The following is a 14,871-nucleotide window of genomic DNA, read 5'->3' on the forward strand; positions in this document are numbered from 1 at the left end:
GTTCCCCTGGGTTGCGGGAAACGGGTGCACGACGGGAGGGGAAGGAGTATCTTGCCCGCCTGGCATATGCCGGATAACAGACCCGGGACGGTCACACCGGGTCCGCCGACCCCTGTCCCTCACCGACCGCGCCCCGCATCAGGTCGCGCCCGAACTCCACCATCTTCTTGGCGTAGTCCTCGGTCCACTCCGCCCGCTCGGCGATGTCCGCCGCCGTCAGCCGGTCGAACCGCCGGGGATCGGCCAGCTGGGCCGCCGCGATGGCCTGGAACTCCACCGCCCGGTCGGTCGCCGCACGGAACGCCTGCGTCAGCTCCGTCGCCCGCGCCAGCAGCGCCCGCGGATCCTCGATCGACTCCAGGTTGAAGAAGTGCTCGGGATCGGCGACGGCCTCGGCGGGCTCGAAGAGCAGGGGCGCGGGGCGTAGCCGCGGTTCCTGCCGACGCGGCGTGGGCTCCGCCATGTCTTTTTCCTCCTAGTACGGGTTCGATGGGGCGCCGCCCTCCGGGTGGGCCACCCTCCATTGTCCCGCCTCCGCGCAAGACGGCGCCGAACGTTGGCGCAACACGGTCGGGCCGTCCGGTGTTCCGCAGGGTCCGCCGGGGCCGCGGTCACCCGGAGGTCCGCCGCCGCCCGGCCCGCTTCGTGCCGCGCCTGGGAACCATGAACGCGGCGACCGTGATCCCGACGCCGCAGACCAGCGGAACCATCCCGCGAACCCGGCTGTGCGCCAGGTCGGCAGCGCCTGTGGGCAGCAGCAGCGCCGCGCAGCTCGCCGCCACGAGCAATGAGGCCGACGTCACTCGTCCAGCCCGGCTGCTCATGGCCACCAGGGTGCCCGAGGGCTCGCGCACGAAACCGCCGACGGCGCCGGAGCTGGCTCGCCTGTAGGGCCGGCCGGCTGCCGGGCCGGCCGGCTGCCGGGGAGAGAGGCAGGGCCGGAGGGTCAGGGACGCCAGCTCACCCGGTGTTCCGCCAGATGCGCCAGCACCGCGTGGTTCGCCTCCCAGCCGTCGGGGAACTTCACCACCGTCCCGAGCTGGACCGGCTCGGTGGACGGGTAGTCGTCCAGCAGCTCGCCCACTCCCGCCCGGCACACCACGATGCACGCCTGACGGTGCCGGGAGGCGAGCACGCACAGCCGGCCCGTCTCCAGATGGAAGGCGGTGGCGTCGGGGCGGCCGGACAGCGGATGCAGGACGACCGTGACGTCGAACTCCCGGCCCTGCAGCCGGTTCGCCGTGTCCACGGTCACGTCGGCCACGCCCAGCTCGGCCAGCGCCGCCCGTACCGCCGCCGCCTGGTCACGGTGGGCGGTGCCGACCGCGATCCGGTCCGCGGTGAGCGGTGCCGGGTCCGGCGAACGCTCCAAGGTCGCCGCGCCGCCCCGGTCCAGCAGCCGCCGGACCACCGTGGCCACCGCCCGTACCGCCTCCGGATCCGTCCTCGGCGTGTGCCGCGCGGGCAGCTCCAGCAGCCCCCAGCCCGCGGCCGCCGCCTCGTCGATCACCCGGTCGGGGCCGGAGCCGTCCGAGGGGACGGCGAAGACCAGGCGGCGGTCACCGTGGTCCGTGCCGCTGCGGAACGGGGTGTACGGGTAGAACGCGTCCGAGACCAGGGGCGCCGCCGACGCCGGGAGCCGCCACGACACCGGCAGCCGGTGCTGCGGCAGCTCGGGGTTGTGCGCGAGCAGCGTCGTCACGGCCGAGGCGGACGGGTCGTAGGACAGGCCCGCCCACTGCTCGCTGCCGACGATCGCGAACGGGTCCAGCTGGCCCGGGTCACCCACGAACAGCGCCCGTTCGAACAGTCCGGCCACGGCGAGCAGCGCGTCCGAACGCATCTGGTACGCCTCGTCGACGATGGCGTGCCGCCACGGCTCGTCCACCTTCACGTGCGCCCACTTGGCGGCGGTGGAGAGCACCACCGGGACCCCGGCCAGGTCGGCCGCCTTCGCGGACTTCCGGACGTGCGGCAGGTCGTCCAGCGCCTTGTCGTACGGATCGGTGTCGCTGCTGTGCAGACGGCCGACGGGCAGTTCGGGGTTCTTCTCGGCGAGCCGGAGCACCAGGTCGTCGACCTGGGCGTTGGTCTGCGCGACCACCATCAGCGGACGCCCGGCGTCGGCGAGTTCCAGGGCCGCGCGGACGACGAGGGTCGACTTGCCGGCGCCCGGCGGGGAGTCGACGACCACGCCCCGGTGGGCGCCGTGCACGGTGTCGCGGAGGATCGCGTCGGTGGCCCGCGCCGCCGCGGCCCCGGGGTCGAACACGGCCTCGGCGCTCACAGCACGTCCTCCTCGGTGACGGAATCGGCGGGCTCCGGCACGGCCGCCGCCTCACCCGGCGGCCCGCCGTGCGTCCACGGGGTCTCCTCCGGGTCGGGCAACTTCGCCCCGCCGCGCTGCTCGTGCTCGAACAGGGTGAAGCAGATCCGGTCGCCCTTCTCCGGCACCGACCCGGCCTCGGGCTCCTTGCCGCGACCCATCTTGTCCACGATCCGCAGGACGACCAGCCCCTCGCCCTCGGCCCCGGCGAACCCGACGAACTCAGCGGCCTGCGGCTTCCCGCCCAGCGAGCGGTACACCTTCGCCCGCTCCCCGAGGTGCGGCCGGTCGTCCGTCCGTACGGTCACCAGCGGACGCGGGCTGGGCCGCTTGCCCTCGCTGTACGCCATGACGACGTCCGTGACCTCCCCCGTGAACGCCTCCCCGGCCAGCCGCCGCCCCGCCATCACCAGCGGGTCGTCGAGCGCCTCCTGCGCCTCCAGCCGGGCCTGTTCCCGCTCGCGCGTGGCCAGCTTGTTCGCGGCCGTCACCGCGTCGTCGCGGCGCGGCTGCGGCGGCTCCCCGGCGAGCACCCGGTCGCGGTGGCCGGTGAACGACCAGCGGTCGCGGGTCCACCGCTCCTCGACGTGCGCCCCCTCGGGCAGTCCGCGCAGCAGGTCGACACCGCGCCACACCGACTCCCAGGTGGGCCGGACCCGGCTCTCCACCAGGTCGCGGATCTCCCGCTCGGCCGCTGAGAGCGCGCCGAGCCGGTCGTCCGCCTGCAGTCCGTCCTCGGCGGCGGCGAGGGCCGTACGGGCACGGTCGTAGCGCTCCAGGGCGGGTGCGAGCAGCTTGTTGTCGAACGCCGGGTCGGTGGCCGGACCCGCCGGCGGGCACAGCAACTGGCCGTCGGCGTCCCGCGCCAGCTCCGCCCGCAGCGCCTCCTCGGCGCCCGTGCTCCCCCGCGGGGGGTCGATCCAGGCGAGCAGCGCACCCAGGTGCTGGTCCTCCAGGCTGGACTGCCCGGTCGCCCAGTGCCGTGACAGCACGTCCGTCAGCGCCAGCAGCAGCGAGGAGCCGGGCACCCGGGCCCGCTCCCCGAAGTGCGTCAGCCACCGCCCGAGCAACGGCACCCGGGGCGGCGCCGGGTAGGGCGCCTCAGGGTCCTGCTCCGTCGTGCGCCGGAACCGCATGGAGCGCCCGAGCAGCCGGACGAACTCCACGCCCGCGCGGCTCGGCACGATCAACTGCGGGGCATCCGCGCACAGGTCGACCTCGACCTTGACCCGCTTGCCGGTCTCCGGGTCGGTCTCGGTGCGCTCGGCGGGCTCGACGACGTCCGCGTACGAGTCGACGTACGGCAGGACGATGTCCGCCAGTTCGGCGAGGAACGCGAAGCGCAGGTCACGGTCGCGCGGCTGCGGTACGACCAGCAGGCGCGGCGCGTCCCGGTCGGTGCCGACCAGCGCACCGAGCGGGGCACCGGCCTCACCGGCGGTGGTGAGCGGCACGAACACCAGCGGACGGTCGGACAGATGCCGGTGCCGGACGGTCGCGGTGGGCCGGGCGCGGCCGGAGCTGACGGCCTCGAGCCGGGCGAGGGTGGCGATCAGGGACACCCGGCCACCTCCCGGCCGGCCAGCGCCTCCGCCCGCAGGGCCGCCGCCCTGCGCAACGCCGCCACCGCGGGATCCTCCGGGTCGCCGAGCTCGCCGCGGGCCGCCGCCAGCACGTCGTCCACCGTCGCCAGCCCGCCCAGTTCCGCGCGGACCGGGCGGCCCAGCGTGGTCACCGCGCCGGCCGCGCGGGAGCGTCCCCGGCAGTGGAAGGCCAGCTCGCACGCGGCCAGGCACTCGGGCGCGTACGTCGCCGGGACCGACTCCACCGCCGCCGCCAACTCCTCGGCCGGCAGGCCCGGGGCGAAGCAGGTGCCCTCGGGGAGGTCGTCGGCGATGTCCTCGATACGGGTGAGCCGGGCCAGCTGGCGGGCGGTGACCGCGCGCTGCTTGCGGACGTCCACGGCCGAGGCGGTGGCCAGGTTGGAGAAGTCCTTGGGGCAGACCAGCAGGACGCGGTGGCGCACCCGCGGGGCGGGGGTGAGGCGCGCGGCGACCTCCTCCAGGGCGAGCACGTACACCGCCGCCTGCCGCGCGGCCGCGCCCACCTTCGCCGGGTCCGCGGAACCGTCCAGCAGCGGGAAGGACTTGATCTCCACGACCGTCCAGCTGCCGTCCGGGTGCACCACCACCGCGTCCGGCTCCAGGAACGCCGGGGAACCCGCGACGTCCAGCGCCAGCATCGGATGGTCGAGCAGGGTCCAGCCGCCCGCCTCCACGGCCTCCCGCAGCGCCAGCGCCGTACGCGCCGTACGCCCCGCCGGGCCGGGCGCGGACAGATCCGGGACATGCGTCCGCTGCGGCGGCTCGGCGCCCGGGTCCAGCCTGGCGTGCACCAGGCGCAGCAGCTCCGCGCCGCCGTCGGCCTTCACCCGTGCCTCGAACGCGTTGCCCCGGGTCAGGGCGAACTGCGACTGCCCGAAGACGGACGGGCTGCCCAGCGCGCTCGCCACGGCCGCCTTGTCGACACCCGCGCCGTCCAGGATCGCCCGCCGTCTGCATCCCGGGTTGGCGGCGAGCGCCGCGAGGGCGCGCGCGTCCAGTGCCTTGGCCGGTACGTCGGGGCCGCGCAGCTCAGCGAGCCGGTGCCGGAGCGCCGTCCCCCGCGTCGGTGGGGACGGCGTCCGGTTCGGCTCCGGATTCGAGCCGTGGCTTCCGCTGCCGTGGAATTCGCTCACCCGCGGAAGTCTGGCATCCGCCACTGACAATCGGGGCGGGTGTGCCCTCCGAGCCCGCCGTGACCACAGAGGTGCCCGGCACCAGCCGTGCCCGCAGCAGGTCCACGCCACGCGTCACGTACGGGGTCAGCAGCAGTCCGGCACCCATCACGGCCGCGCCCGCCACCGCGTCCAGGAAGTAGTGGTTGGCGGTGCCCATCACCACGATCGCGGTCAGCAGCGGATAGGCGACGGCGGCGGTCCTGGCGGCCCGTGTGCGGCCGTACCGCCACAGCATCACTCCGCACCACAGCGCCCAGCCCACGTGCAGGCTCGGCATGGCCGCGTACTGGTTCGTCATGCCGCCCATGCCCCGCGGAGCGCTGGCCTCGGCACCCCACCAGCCGTACGAGCTGTACTCGGCCATCGTGTCCACGAAGCCGTAGCTCGCCGTCAGGAGGCGGGGCGGGCAGGTGGGCAGCAGGGTGAAGCCGATCAGTCCTATGAACGTGGACGTCCACAACCAGGTGCGGGCCGCCCGGTAGATGTCCTTGCGGGAGCGGAACAGCCACACCATGATCGCGGGCGTGACCACGTAGTGCAGTGACGCGTACCAGAAGTCGGCCGGGACGCCGAGCCACGGCTCACGGGTGAACAGGCGGTTCAGCGGATGCTCGGCGTTGAGGTGCAGCGCCTTCTCGAAGCGCAGGATCGCCAGGCCGTGGTCGACGGCGCCGGAGACGTCGGTCCGCGCGATCAGCCGGCCGGCCGTGTAGCAGGCGTACACCAGCAGGATCAGCGGAACTTCGGTCCACCACCGCAGCCGGGTCCGCGGGGACACCTCGGTTCCCGGTGTCTCGGTCTGCGGCATCCGATCGCCCTCCCCCTTCTGGTCCGCGGCGCCCTTCGGGCCGGGCGTGCCACTCTACGGCGTATCGCTTCCGGCTAGGGCGGCGCTCCAGCCGTGATAGACGCCGAGCTCGCCCACCGGGTTGCCCGGAAACAGCGTGCGCGATGATGGAGGGGCCACGCATCGGGTTTCTCCCCGAGTGCTCCCCCATATCTCCCGGAAAGGTCCCCCATGGCTCCGCGCATCCTGCTGGCCCGGCACGGACAGACGGCCTGGTCGCTGTCCGGCAAGCACACCGGCAGGACCGACGTGCCCCTCCTGGACGAGGGACGCGACGGCGCCAAACTGCTCGGCGAACGCCTCCACCGCGCGCCCTTCGACGGCCTGGCCGACGTCGAGGTGCGCACCAGCCCGCTGGCACGCGCGCGCGAGACGTGCGAACTCGCCGGGTTCGGTGAGCGGGCGGCCACCTGGGACGCGCTGCTGGAGTGGGACTACGGCGCCTACGAGGGCATGACCCCCGAGGACATACAGGCCGTTCGCCCCGGTTGGCTGATCTGGCGGGACGGTGTCCCCGAGGGGGAGACGCTCGCCGAGGTGACGGCCCGTGCGGACGAGGTGGTGTCCTGGGCGCGGGCCGCGGAGCGGGACGTACTCGTGTTCGCCCACGGCCACATCCTGCGGTCCGTGGGCGCCCGGTGGCTGGGCCTGCCGCTGGACTTCGCCGCGCGGATCCGCCTCAACCCGACGTCGCTGTCCGTCCTCGGCTGGGCATACGGGGAACCGGCGATCGAGAGCTGGAACGACCTGGGGCACCTGCCCGGTTGACGTCCCACGCGCGCGGGGCGGTCACACCGTGCGCGGCAGTGTCGCGTGCCGGTCCAGGAACCGCGACACCCCGGAGTCACGCCGGTGCGGCAGCAGCACCCGCGCGGTCCCCGCGAGCATCGTCTGGATCCGCGACGACTGCACCTGGTCCAGCAGGTCCAGCACCCGCATCCCGGCCGACGCCGCCTCGTCCGGCCGGCCCCCGCGCGCGAGGTCGTCCGCGAGCTCGGCCGTGTACAGCGCGATGTTCCGCGTGAAGTGGGGGTCCTGCAGCTGAGCCGCCCGCCGCGCGTGCCGGGCCGCCCGCGTCCAGTCGCCCAGCGTCGACCAGCACTGCGCCTCCAGTCCCTCCAGCTCGGCCTCGCCGTAGAAGCTCATCCACTCGGGATCGGCGTCCGAACGGCCCCGGTCGTACAGGGCCTGCGCCCGGGCGAGCGCCTGTGCGCAGCCGGTGCGGTCGGCGAGCCCGGCCCAGCCGCCCGCCTCGCGCAGCGCGAGCAGCGACATCAGGCGCGCCGATCCCAGCGTCCGCCCCACCCGCTGCGCGGCCTGCGCCGCCCGGACCGCCTCGCGGGGCCGTCCCGTGTCCCGGGCGAGGAAGGCCGTGTTGCAGAACGCGTGCGCCTCCAGGGCCGGGTCCCCGGTCATGCGGGCGGTCGCCAGCGCCTCCGCGTAGTGCGAGCGGGCGTCGTCGAAGCGGCCGGAGTCGTGGGCCAGCCAGCCCACCGAGATGGCGAGTTCCCCGGCGCCCGAGTGCAGCCGGTCGGCGGTCGTCTGCCGCGTCGCGCCGGCGTCGAGCAGCTCGTACGCGGCGCGCAGCGGAGCCGCCGCGCGCCGGTAGAGCCCGTCCGCGCCGTGCCGGTCGTCGAGCAGCCGGATGCGGCGGACGGCCTCCTCGAGGGCGGCCGCCTCCGAGGACCCGGCGCGGCGCACCGGCCGGCCCGCCGCCGCGGCCTCGATGGTGAACCCCAGGGGGCCCAGCGTGGCGGCGGCCACGGTGGCGCCCCCGCCCGTCATGAATGCGCGACGCAGCACGTCGCTCTCCTCGTGGATCTCGTGGTTCTCGTGCGTGTCGTACGGGTCCTGCGTGTCATACGGCTCGGACGCCGCCTGCGTCTCATGTGCGGCGAACGCCGGATGCGGTGTGCGTGAGAGGAGCGTTTCCCCTGCCGGGCGTGCCCCGCGTCCGCGTACCGACGAGCGGGGCGCGAAGCCCAGGTCGGCGAGCGTGCGGCCGGGGAACATGTGCAGGAACACCCGTTCGTACGCGTAGTTCGGGCAGCGGATCTCGCCCGCCTCGACCCGGCCGATGTAGCGCGCGTCACAGCTCACCCGCTCGCCGATCTCACGGGCGGCCCGCCGTACCAGTGCGGCGAACTCGGCCGGTGAGTGCCGGCCGCGCAGCTTCCGGAAGGTGAGGTTCGGCCGTGGTGGCCGCTCGTGCTGCGACGAGGTCACGGTTGACGACGCCATGGCCGGGTCCTCTCGTGCGAACCGTCGAACCATGCCGGATCGGGTGCGAGTTGTCCGAGTGACGCCCCGGTTCCGGCGGGCAAGAACGTACCTGCTGTGTCGGACCCGACACGCTGTGTTTGGCTACAAACCGGATATCTCATACACGATCTGCCATGAAGTGCCATCCTTTGCGGCCAACTTGTGCCGTAGCCGTTGACGCCGTGCCGCGTTGGACAGGGCGGACCTGTAAGAGGGCTGCGTGGTGGAGGCCGGGATGACCAGCCGGAGCAACGATCCTTGTGCGCCGTCGCCGACCGCGTGCGACGTGGTGACCGTGCCGACCCGGCACGGTCTGGAGGCGGTCGACATCCTGCGGCGGGGTGCGGCCGGCGACGCCGTGGGACCCGTACTGCTCGACGACGGGTGCGACACGCTCGGTTTCCTGGTTCCGCCGGGCACCGCGGCCGGGTGGGACGTACCCGGCAGCATCTGCACGGAGACCGACGGGCGCGGTCTGAGTTTCCCCCCGCAGCCCTCGGCCGAGGGCTCGGACTGGCTGGTGCCGCCGGGGGAGGCCGACCCCGCCACGGATCCCGCGGTGCTCAGACGGGCCCTGGGGGAGGCGGCGCGGCTGCTCAGGGCGGCGGACGACTGCCGCTGAGCGGCACCCCGGGCGGGGCCTGCGAAAATGGCCCCATGGGCAAGTCCAGGAATCCCCGGCGCAGACAGGCCGGTGCCGAAGCGGTCGTCGAGGACGTCGACGGCGGCCTCGCCGAGCTGACACCCGACCGGGACCGCCGGCGGGCCTGGACCCTGCTGATCGACGGGGCCCCGCAGTCGCACGTCGACCTCGACGACCCGGCGTACCTCTCCTTCGAGTACCAGCGGCGGCTGGGACACGTCGTCGACCTCGTCGCACCGCCCGGCAGACCGGTGCGCGCCGTGCATCTCGGCGGCGGCGCGTTCACCCTGGCCCGCTATGTGGCCGCCACCCGCCCCCGCTCCACCCAGCAGGTCGTCGAGCGGGACGCGCAACTCGTCGAACTGGTCCGGCGTGAGCTGCCCCTGGATCCCGGCGCCCGGATCCGGGTGCGGTCGACGGACGCCCGTGAAGGTCTGGCCAAGGTGCCGGACGGCTGGGCCGACCTGGTCGTCGCCGACGTGTTCAGCGGCGCCCGGACCCCCGCCCACCTCACCTCCACCGAGTTCCTCGACGAGGTCCGCAGGACCCTGACCCCCGGCGGGATCTACGCCGCCAACCTCGCCGACGGTCCGCCGCTGGCCCATCTGCGGGGCCAGATCGCCACCGCCGCCGCACGCTTTTCCGAACTCGCGCTGGTCGCCGATCCGGCCGTGCTGCGCGGCAAGCGGTTCGGCAACGCGGTCCTGGTCGCCGCCGACCGCCCGCTCCCGGTCGCCGAACTGACCCGCCGCGCCGCCTCCGACCCGCACCCCGGGCGGGTCGAGCACGGCCACGCGCTCCTCGCCTTCACCGGAGGGGCCGTACCGGTCACGGACGGGGCGGCGGTGGCCTCACCGGCCCCGCCGCCCTCGGTCTTCCACTGATGACGCCATTGATGACGCCACGGATGACGACTGATGGTGATCGGTCAGAAGTCCAAGCCCCGTGACAGCAACGGAAGGTGGCGCTCGTACAGCGCCGCCAGGTCCTCCCGGCCGTCGCCCTCCACCCAGTGCCGTACGAGGGTGGTGAAGACGGCGATGATCGCCGCCGCCGCGCACCTGACCTCCAGGTCGGACGTGTCGCGCCCGGCGCGCTCGGCGATGATCTCGGCGATGGCCCGCTCGCTGCGCTCCTGTTCCGCGACGGTGCGGGCGCGGATGGCCGGGTCGGTGAAGGAGATCCGGGTCCGCAGCAGAAGGTCGTCGCGGTCCTGCTGGATCATCTCCCCGACGGGGCCCTTCAGGGAGTTGAGCACCGCCTCGACGATGGGCTCGTCGGCGGGGCGGGAGCGCAGGGCGGCGGCGAGGGCCGGGTCGTACTCGTCCTGGAGGACCACGTCCTCCTTGGTGGGGAAGTACCGGAAGAAGGTGCTGGGCGAGACCTCCGCCGCCTCCGCGATCTGGTCGACCGTGGTGGCCTCGTACCCGTGCTCGGCGAAGAGGCGGTAGGCCTCCCGGCGGATGCGCTCGCGGGTCTGCTGCTTCTTGCGCTCGCGCAGGCCGAGGGGTGCGGCGGAGGTCTCGTGCATCGTCATGCGACCGATTCTGCGGGCTGGGCGGCGGACCGGGCCACCGTCCGGGAGCAGGGGGCGGTGCCGGGCAGGAAGACGGCCGCCAGGACGGCACCCAGCAGGGCGATCGCGCCGCAGGCCGTCAGGACCAGGTTCATACCGTGGATGAACGCCTCGTGCGCGTGGACCGCCAGGCCGGCGTCGTGCAGTCGCGCGGCCACCGCGTCGGCACCGGAGACGGAGTCGCGGGCCGCGTCCGCCGTGGGCTTCGGCAGGGCGCCGGTGTGCAGGCGGGCGAGGTAGCCGTAGCTGAGCAGGCTGCCCAGCCCGGCGACGCCGAGGACCGAGCCGAGTTGCTGGACGGTCTCCAGCAGGCTGGTGCCGGACCCGGTGTTGTCCTCGGGCAGGGCGGCCATCACGAGGCTGGTGGCCGGGACCACGGCCAGCCCGAAGCCGAGGCCGGTCAGGCCCAGCCACAGCGCGGTGAAGCCGTACCCGTCCGAGATGCCGGTGGTCGCGCCGAGCAGCACGCCGGCGCCGAGCACCAGCAGGCCCGTCGGTACGACCGTCCGCGCGCCCAGCCGCGGGACCAGGGGCTCGCTCGCGGCGGCCGCCGCCATCAGGCCCCCGATCAGGGGCAGGACGCGCAGACCGGTGCCGAAGGCGTCGTTGCCGAGCACGGACTGCAGATACTGCGGGACGACGAACAGGATGCCCATCACCGCGAAGTTGACGAAGACGGCGATCAGCGTGCCCCACAGGAAACGACGGTCGGCGAACAGGCTCAGGTCGACGATCGGATGGGCGTACCGGCGCTCGCGCAGCACGAAGGCGGCCAGCAGGACGGCCGCCGCGGCGAGCGGGACGAGGGCCGACGGCGAGGTCCAGCCGTCGCGGGGGATCAGGATCGTGCCGTAGACCAGCGCGGTGATGCCCAGACCGCCCAGGACGCTGCCGAGGGTGTCGAACGGCGCGGAGGTACGGACGGCGGTGTCACGGGGCAGCAGCCAGGTGCCCGCGAGGACGGCGAGTGCGGCGACCGGCGCGTTGAACAGGAACACCGAGCCCCACCAGAAGTGGTCGAGCAGCCAGCCGCCGACCACGGGTCCGACCGGCATACCGAGCGCGGTGGCCGCGGTCCACACGGCGATCGCCTTGGGCAGTTCCTCCTTGGCGAAGACGCGGGGCAGGATCGCCATGGACAGCGGCATGATCGCGGCGGCGCCGAGACCGAGGACGGCCCGGGCGGCGATGACCGCCGACGGCGAGTGGGCGAGCGCACCGCCTAACGAGGCGAGGCCGAAGAGCGTGATGCCGGACAGCAGCAGCCGCCTGTGCCCGTAACGGTCGCCGAGCAGGCCGACCGGGAGCATCGCCACCGACAGGGACAGCAGGTAGCCGCCGCCGATCCACTGCAACTGGGCGCTGTCGGCGTGCAGTTCGCCGGCGATGGTGGGCAGTGCGACGTTGATGACGGTGCCGTCGAGGCCGACGATCAGCACGCTCAGGGTGAGCGCGGCGAGGGCGAGCCAGCGGCGGGGGGAGTCGGAGAGGCGGGGCGCGGACTTGGACATGGGGACCTCCCATTCGGAGCAACCTGATGAGAGGTTACTGTCAAATGGGAGTCGACTGTCAATATCTAGTTGTCTTTCACTTTGGGTCGCTCGGCAAGCCTCCGCAACCGCTCAGTAGACCTCCACGTGCGGCGGGCCGTCGTGCCAGGTGCAGAACACCGTCAACCGGTTCGCGCCCGAGGCGAACTCCACCCGGATCCACGACTCCGTCTTCCACACCTGCATCGACCAGCCCGTTCCCGGCGTCGCCGAGACCAGCGTCGCGTCCGTCTTCCCGAGGTCGAAGACCACCCGGCCGCCGTTGGTGTCATAGCTCCTGACCTCACCGGAGGCGGTCTGCGAGGGAGACGCTGCCGGAGTTCTCGTCACGGTCCGCGAGGGCGTCGGGGTGCTGGATGCCGAAGGTGTCCTCCGTGCCGCCCGGGGCGGCGAGGGCGCCGGCGGACGGGAGCGCGCCGTGTCCGTATCCGTATGTGTGTCCGTGTCCGCCCCCGAGATCGGCAGGGCGCGCGGCGGGTCGTACGCGGTGCCCGCCAGCACCGAGTGCACACCCCACCACGACAGCGTGGCCGCCGCGCCGGTGGCGAGCATCCACGCCAGTACGTGTACGAGTCCTCTGCGCATGGCGGGCCATACTGCCCCAGGGTGAGCACGAGTTGCACATGCCCGGAGTCGTCCACAGGCCCGCACCCGGCCGTTCGACATGGCGTACGGTGCCGCGCATGGCAAGTGTGCTCGTGGTCGAGGACGACCAGTTCGTACGCTCGGCGCTCATCCGGCACCTCACCGACGCCTCGCACACCGTACGCAGCGTCGGTACGGCACTGGAGGCGCTGCGCGAGGTCGCCCATCTCCGCTTCGACGTCGTCATCCTGGACCTCGGCCTGCCCGACCTGGACGGGTCCGAGGCGTTGAAGATGCTGCGCGGCATCACGGACGTGCCCGTCATCATCGCCACCGCGCGGGACGACGAGACGGAGATCGTCCGCCTGCTGAACGCCGGGGCGGACGACTACCTCACCAAGCCGTTCTCCGTCGAGCACCTCTCCGCGCGGATCGCCGCCGTGCTGAGGCGCTCGCGGGCCTCCGCCGGGGAGGCCCCACCGTCGGGTGTCCTGCGCGTCGGCGGTCTGACCGTCGATCCGCTGCGCCGCCAGGCCGAGTTGGACGGAGCCCGACTCGAACTCACCCGCCGCGAGTTCGACCTGCTCGCCTTCCTGGCGGGCCGGCCCGGGGTGGTCGTTCCGCGCCGGGAACTGCTCGCCGAGGTGTGGCAGCAGTCCTACGGCGACGACCAGACCATCGACGTCCACCTCTCCTGGCTGCGGCGCAAGTTGGGGGAGACGGCGGCCCGTCCGCGCTATCTGCACACCCTGCGCGGCGTCGGCGTGAAACTCGAACCACCCGGGGACGCGGAGCCGGTGCGATGAGATGGGCACTGGTGCGGGTCTGCCTCGCGGTCACCGCCATGGTCGTGGTCGCCTTCGCGGCCCCCCTCGGACTGGTCGTCAAGGAGATGGCCCGGGACCGCGCCTTTTCCCATGCCGAGCGGGCGGCGGCCGCGATCGCGCCCGCGCTGTCCATCACCACCGACCGGGACAAGCTGGAGCGCGTGGTGGCCTCGGCGGGCTCGGACACCGACATGGCGGTGCACATACCGGCCTCCGCCGCGGGCGCGGCCGGCGGCGAAGGCCGGGCGGCCGTCGACATCGGCCGGCAGCGCGCGGCCGACCGGGACATCGCTACCGTACGGAAGCTGGGCCGGGCCTCCACCACCGAGGTGGCGGGCGGCTCCACCCTGCTCCAGCCGGTCGCGCTGAGCTCCGGCGCGATCGCGGTGGTCGAGGTGTACGTCCCCGAGGCCGAGATGAGCAACGGCGTCGGCACGGCCTGGGCCGTGCTGGCCGCCGTCGGCATCGCGCTGATCGTGGGCTCCGTGGCCGTCGCCGACCGGCTCGGCGTACGGATGGTCCGCCCCGCGCGGCGACTGGTCGAGGGCGCGCACGAACTGGGGGAGGGCAAGCTGGGCGCACGGGTGCCGGAGGAAGGGCCGAACGAACTACGGCTGGCGGCGGTCGCGTTCAACTCCATGGCCGACCAGGTCGTACAACTCCTGGCGAACGAACGTGAGCTGGCCGCCGACCTCTCGCACCGCCTGCGCACCCCACTGACCGTGCTCCGGCTCAACGCGGCCTCGCTCGGTGAGGGGCCCGCCGCCGAACAGACCCGGGCCGCCGTCGCGCAGCTGGAGCGGGAGGTCGACACCATCATCCGCACCGCCCGTGAGGCCAAACCGCAGACCGCGGCCGCCGGGCCGGGCGCCGGGTGCGACGCCGCCGAAGTCGTCCGGGAGCGGATGGAGTTCTGGTCCGCTCTCGCCGAGGACGAGGGCCGCAAGTGGCGGGTGGCCGGGGCGGACCGGCCGGTGCGGATACCCGTGGCCCGCGCCGACCTGGCCGCCGCGCTCGACGCGCTGCTCGGCAACGTCTTCCGGCACACCGCCGAGGGCACGGCCTTCGCGGTCGACGTGCACAACGGGGAGGACGCGGTGATCGTCCTGGTCTCCGACGCGGGGCCCGGCATACCCGACCCCGAGGCGGCCATGGCGCGTGGGCGGGGCTCGGGCGCCGACGGCTCGACCGGCCTCGGCCTGGACATCGTGCGCCGGCTCGCCGAGTCGACCGGCGGTGACGTACGGATCGGCTCGTCGGTGCTGGGCGGCACGGAGGTGCGCGTCTGGATCCAGCTGGACGGGCGGGAGCCGGTGCGCGGGGGACACGGCCACCGGGGCGGTGCCGTGCGCCGCCGACAACGAAAATTGGTCTCTACCTTTAACCGGCTCCGATCCCTTCCTTAAGCGCACCCTAAGGTCTCCAACTGCCGCCCAGATCAGCCCCTTTGCCCGGTTCCGCATCGCTAGCGTGCTG

At 73.7% G+C, this 14,871-nt stretch carries 15 protein-coding genes; 5 read left to right on the forward strand and 10 right to left on the reverse strand.

What is annotated here, in order from left to right; all coding sequences use genetic code 11:
- Positions 1–91 precede the first annotated feature (91 nt).
- The 6 genes from ACWC21_RS20095 to ACWC21_RS20120 form a co-directional block, all read right to left on the reverse strand.
- Positions 92–463: a hypothetical protein gene (locus tag ACWC21_RS20095; protein WP_450883601.1), complete on the reverse strand. Its 372-nt coding sequence runs from the start codon at positions 461–463 to the stop codon at positions 92–94.
- A gap of 148 nt (positions 464–611) precedes the next feature.
- Entirely contained in the window at positions 612–824 is a 213-nt protein-coding gene (locus tag ACWC21_RS20100; protein ID WP_450883603.1) for a hypothetical protein, read from the reverse strand.
- Between the two features lie 122 nt (positions 825–946).
- Positions 947–2,287: an AAA domain-containing protein gene (locus tag ACWC21_RS20105; RefSeq protein WP_450883604.1), complete on the reverse strand. Its 1,341-nt coding sequence runs from the start codon at positions 2,285–2,287 to the stop codon at positions 947–949.
- Positions 2,284–3,888: a hypothetical protein gene (locus tag ACWC21_RS20110; RefSeq protein WP_450883606.1), complete on the reverse strand. Its 1,605-nt coding sequence runs from the start codon at positions 3,886–3,888 to the stop codon at positions 2,284–2,286. The genes ACWC21_RS20105 and ACWC21_RS20110 overlap by 4 nt, the downstream gene beginning before the upstream one ends.
- The gene (locus tag ACWC21_RS20115; RefSeq protein ID WP_450883608.1) at positions 3,879–5,063 is read right to left on the reverse strand and encodes a hypothetical protein; all 1,185 of its coding nucleotides are present in this window, start codon (positions 5,061–5,063) and stop codon (positions 3,879–3,881) included. Before ACWC21_RS20115 ends, ACWC21_RS20110 begins: the two co-directional genes overlap by 10 nt.
- Positions 4,960–5,913: a phosphatase PAP2 family protein gene (locus tag ACWC21_RS20120; RefSeq protein WP_450883610.1), complete on the reverse strand. Its 954-nt coding sequence runs from the start codon at positions 5,911–5,913 to the stop codon at positions 4,960–4,962. The genes ACWC21_RS20115 and ACWC21_RS20120 overlap by 104 nt, the downstream gene beginning before the upstream one ends.
- Before the next feature lie 210 nt (positions 5,914–6,123).
- Between ACWC21_RS20120 and ACWC21_RS20125 the strand changes: the two genes are divergently transcribed.
- The gene (locus ACWC21_RS20125) at positions 6,124–6,720 is read left to right on the forward strand and encodes a histidine phosphatase family protein (protein WP_450883612.1); all 597 of its coding nucleotides are present in this window, start codon (positions 6,124–6,126) and stop codon (positions 6,718–6,720) included.
- Positions 6,721–6,741: 21 nt separating this feature from the next.
- Here the strand turns inward: ACWC21_RS20125 and ACWC21_RS20130 are convergent, their stop codons facing one another.
- On the reverse strand, positions 6,742–8,193 hold the full coding sequence (locus ACWC21_RS20130; protein ID WP_450883614.1) for a hypothetical protein: 1,452 nt from the start codon (positions 8,191–8,193) through the stop codon (positions 6,742–6,744).
- A gap of 256 nt (positions 8,194–8,449) precedes the next feature.
- On the opposite strand from ACWC21_RS20130, the gene ACWC21_RS20135 reads away from it, so the two are divergent.
- Together ACWC21_RS20135 and ACWC21_RS20140 are read left to right on the forward strand one after the other, a co-directional pair.
- Positions 8,450–8,836, forward strand: a complete 387-nt coding sequence (locus ACWC21_RS20135; protein WP_450883616.1) for a hypothetical protein — start codon at positions 8,450–8,452, stop codon at positions 8,834–8,836.
- A gap of 35 nt (positions 8,837–8,871) precedes the next feature.
- A complete protein-coding gene (locus tag ACWC21_RS20140) occupies positions 8,872–9,741 on the forward strand; it encodes a spermidine synthase (RefSeq protein ID WP_450883617.1) in 870 nt (289 codons plus the stop codon).
- A gap of 44 nt (positions 9,742–9,785) precedes the next feature.
- Here ACWC21_RS20140 and ACWC21_RS20145 read toward each other — a convergent pair whose 3' ends face one another.
- From ACWC21_RS20145 to ACWC21_RS20155, 3 genes are all read right to left on the reverse strand, one after another.
- Complete coding sequence (locus ACWC21_RS20145) at positions 9,786–10,394, reverse strand: acyl-CoA-like ligand-binding transcription factor (protein ID WP_450883619.1); 609 nt, start codon at positions 10,392–10,394, stop codon at positions 9,786–9,788.
- Positions 10,391–11,944 carry an MFS transporter gene (locus ACWC21_RS20150; protein WP_450883621.1) on the reverse strand — a complete coding sequence of 518 codons (1,554 nt, stop codon included), beginning with the start codon at positions 11,942–11,944 and terminating at the stop codon, positions 10,391–10,393. Before ACWC21_RS20150 ends, ACWC21_RS20145 begins: the two co-directional genes overlap by 4 nt.
- Positions 11,945–12,055: 111 nt before the next feature.
- Positions 12,056–12,568: a hypothetical protein gene (locus ACWC21_RS20155; protein WP_450883623.1), complete on the reverse strand. Its 513-nt coding sequence runs from the start codon at positions 12,566–12,568 to the stop codon at positions 12,056–12,058.
- Positions 12,569–12,666: 98 nt separating this feature from the next.
- On the opposite strand from ACWC21_RS20155, the gene ACWC21_RS20160 reads away from it, so the two are divergent.
- Both ACWC21_RS20160 and ACWC21_RS20165 read left to right on the forward strand, forming a co-directional pair.
- Entirely contained in the window at positions 12,667–13,374 is a 708-nt protein-coding gene (locus ACWC21_RS20160) for a response regulator transcription factor (protein WP_450883624.1), read from the forward strand.
- Positions 13,371–14,801 (forward strand): sensor histidine kinase, encoded by a 1,431-nt coding sequence (locus ACWC21_RS20165; protein WP_450883626.1) that lies wholly within the window; start codon positions 13,371–13,373, stop codon positions 14,799–14,801. The genes ACWC21_RS20160 and ACWC21_RS20165 overlap by 4 nt, the downstream gene beginning before the upstream one ends.
- Positions 14,802–14,871 lie beyond the last annotated feature (70 nt).

The sequence above is a fragment of the Streptomyces sp. NPDC001348 genome, from assembly GCF_053597535.1.

Coding starts and splice junctions, on each gene's coding strand:
- ACWC21_RS20140 (WP_450883617.1), top strand. CDS start 8,872: ATGGGCAAGTCCAGGAATCCCCGGCGCAGACAGGCCGGTGCCGAAGCG.
- ACWC21_RS20125 (WP_450883612.1), top strand. CDS start 6,124: ATGGCTCCGCGCATCCTGCTGGCCCGGCACGGACAGACGGCCTGGTCG.
- ACWC21_RS20135 (WP_450883616.1), top strand. CDS start 8,450: ATGACCAGCCGGAGCAACGATCCTTGTGCGCCGTCGCCGACCGCGTGC.
- ACWC21_RS20130 (WP_450883614.1), bottom strand. CDS start 8,193: ATGGCGTCGTCAACCGTGACCTCGTCGCAGCACGAGCGGCCACCACGG.
- ACWC21_RS20120 (WP_450883610.1), bottom strand. CDS start 5,913: ATGCCGCAGACCGAGACACCGGGAACCGAGGTGTCCCCGCGGACCCGG.
- ACWC21_RS20155 (WP_450883623.1), bottom strand. CDS start 12,568: ATGCGCAGAGGACTCGTACACGTACTGGCGTGGATGCTCGCCACCGGC.
- ACWC21_RS20160 (WP_450883624.1), top strand. CDS start 12,667: ATGGCAAGTGTGCTCGTGGTCGAGGACGACCAGTTCGTACGCTCGGCG.
- ACWC21_RS20165 (WP_450883626.1), top strand. CDS start 13,371: ATGAGATGGGCACTGGTGCGGGTCTGCCTCGCGGTCACCGCCATGGTC.
- ACWC21_RS20150 (WP_450883621.1), bottom strand. CDS start 11,944: ATGTCCAAGTCCGCGCCCCGCCTCTCCGACTCCCCCCGCCGCTGGCTC.
- ACWC21_RS20145 (WP_450883619.1), bottom strand. CDS start 10,394: ATGACGATGCACGAGACCTCCGCCGCACCCCTCGGCCTGCGCGAGCGC.
- ACWC21_RS20095 (WP_450883601.1), bottom strand. CDS start 463: ATGGCGGAGCCCACGCCGCGTCGGCAGGAACCGCGGCTACGCCCCGCG.
- ACWC21_RS20100 (WP_450883603.1), bottom strand. CDS start 824: ATGAGCAGCCGGGCTGGACGAGTGACGTCGGCCTCATTGCTCGTGGCG.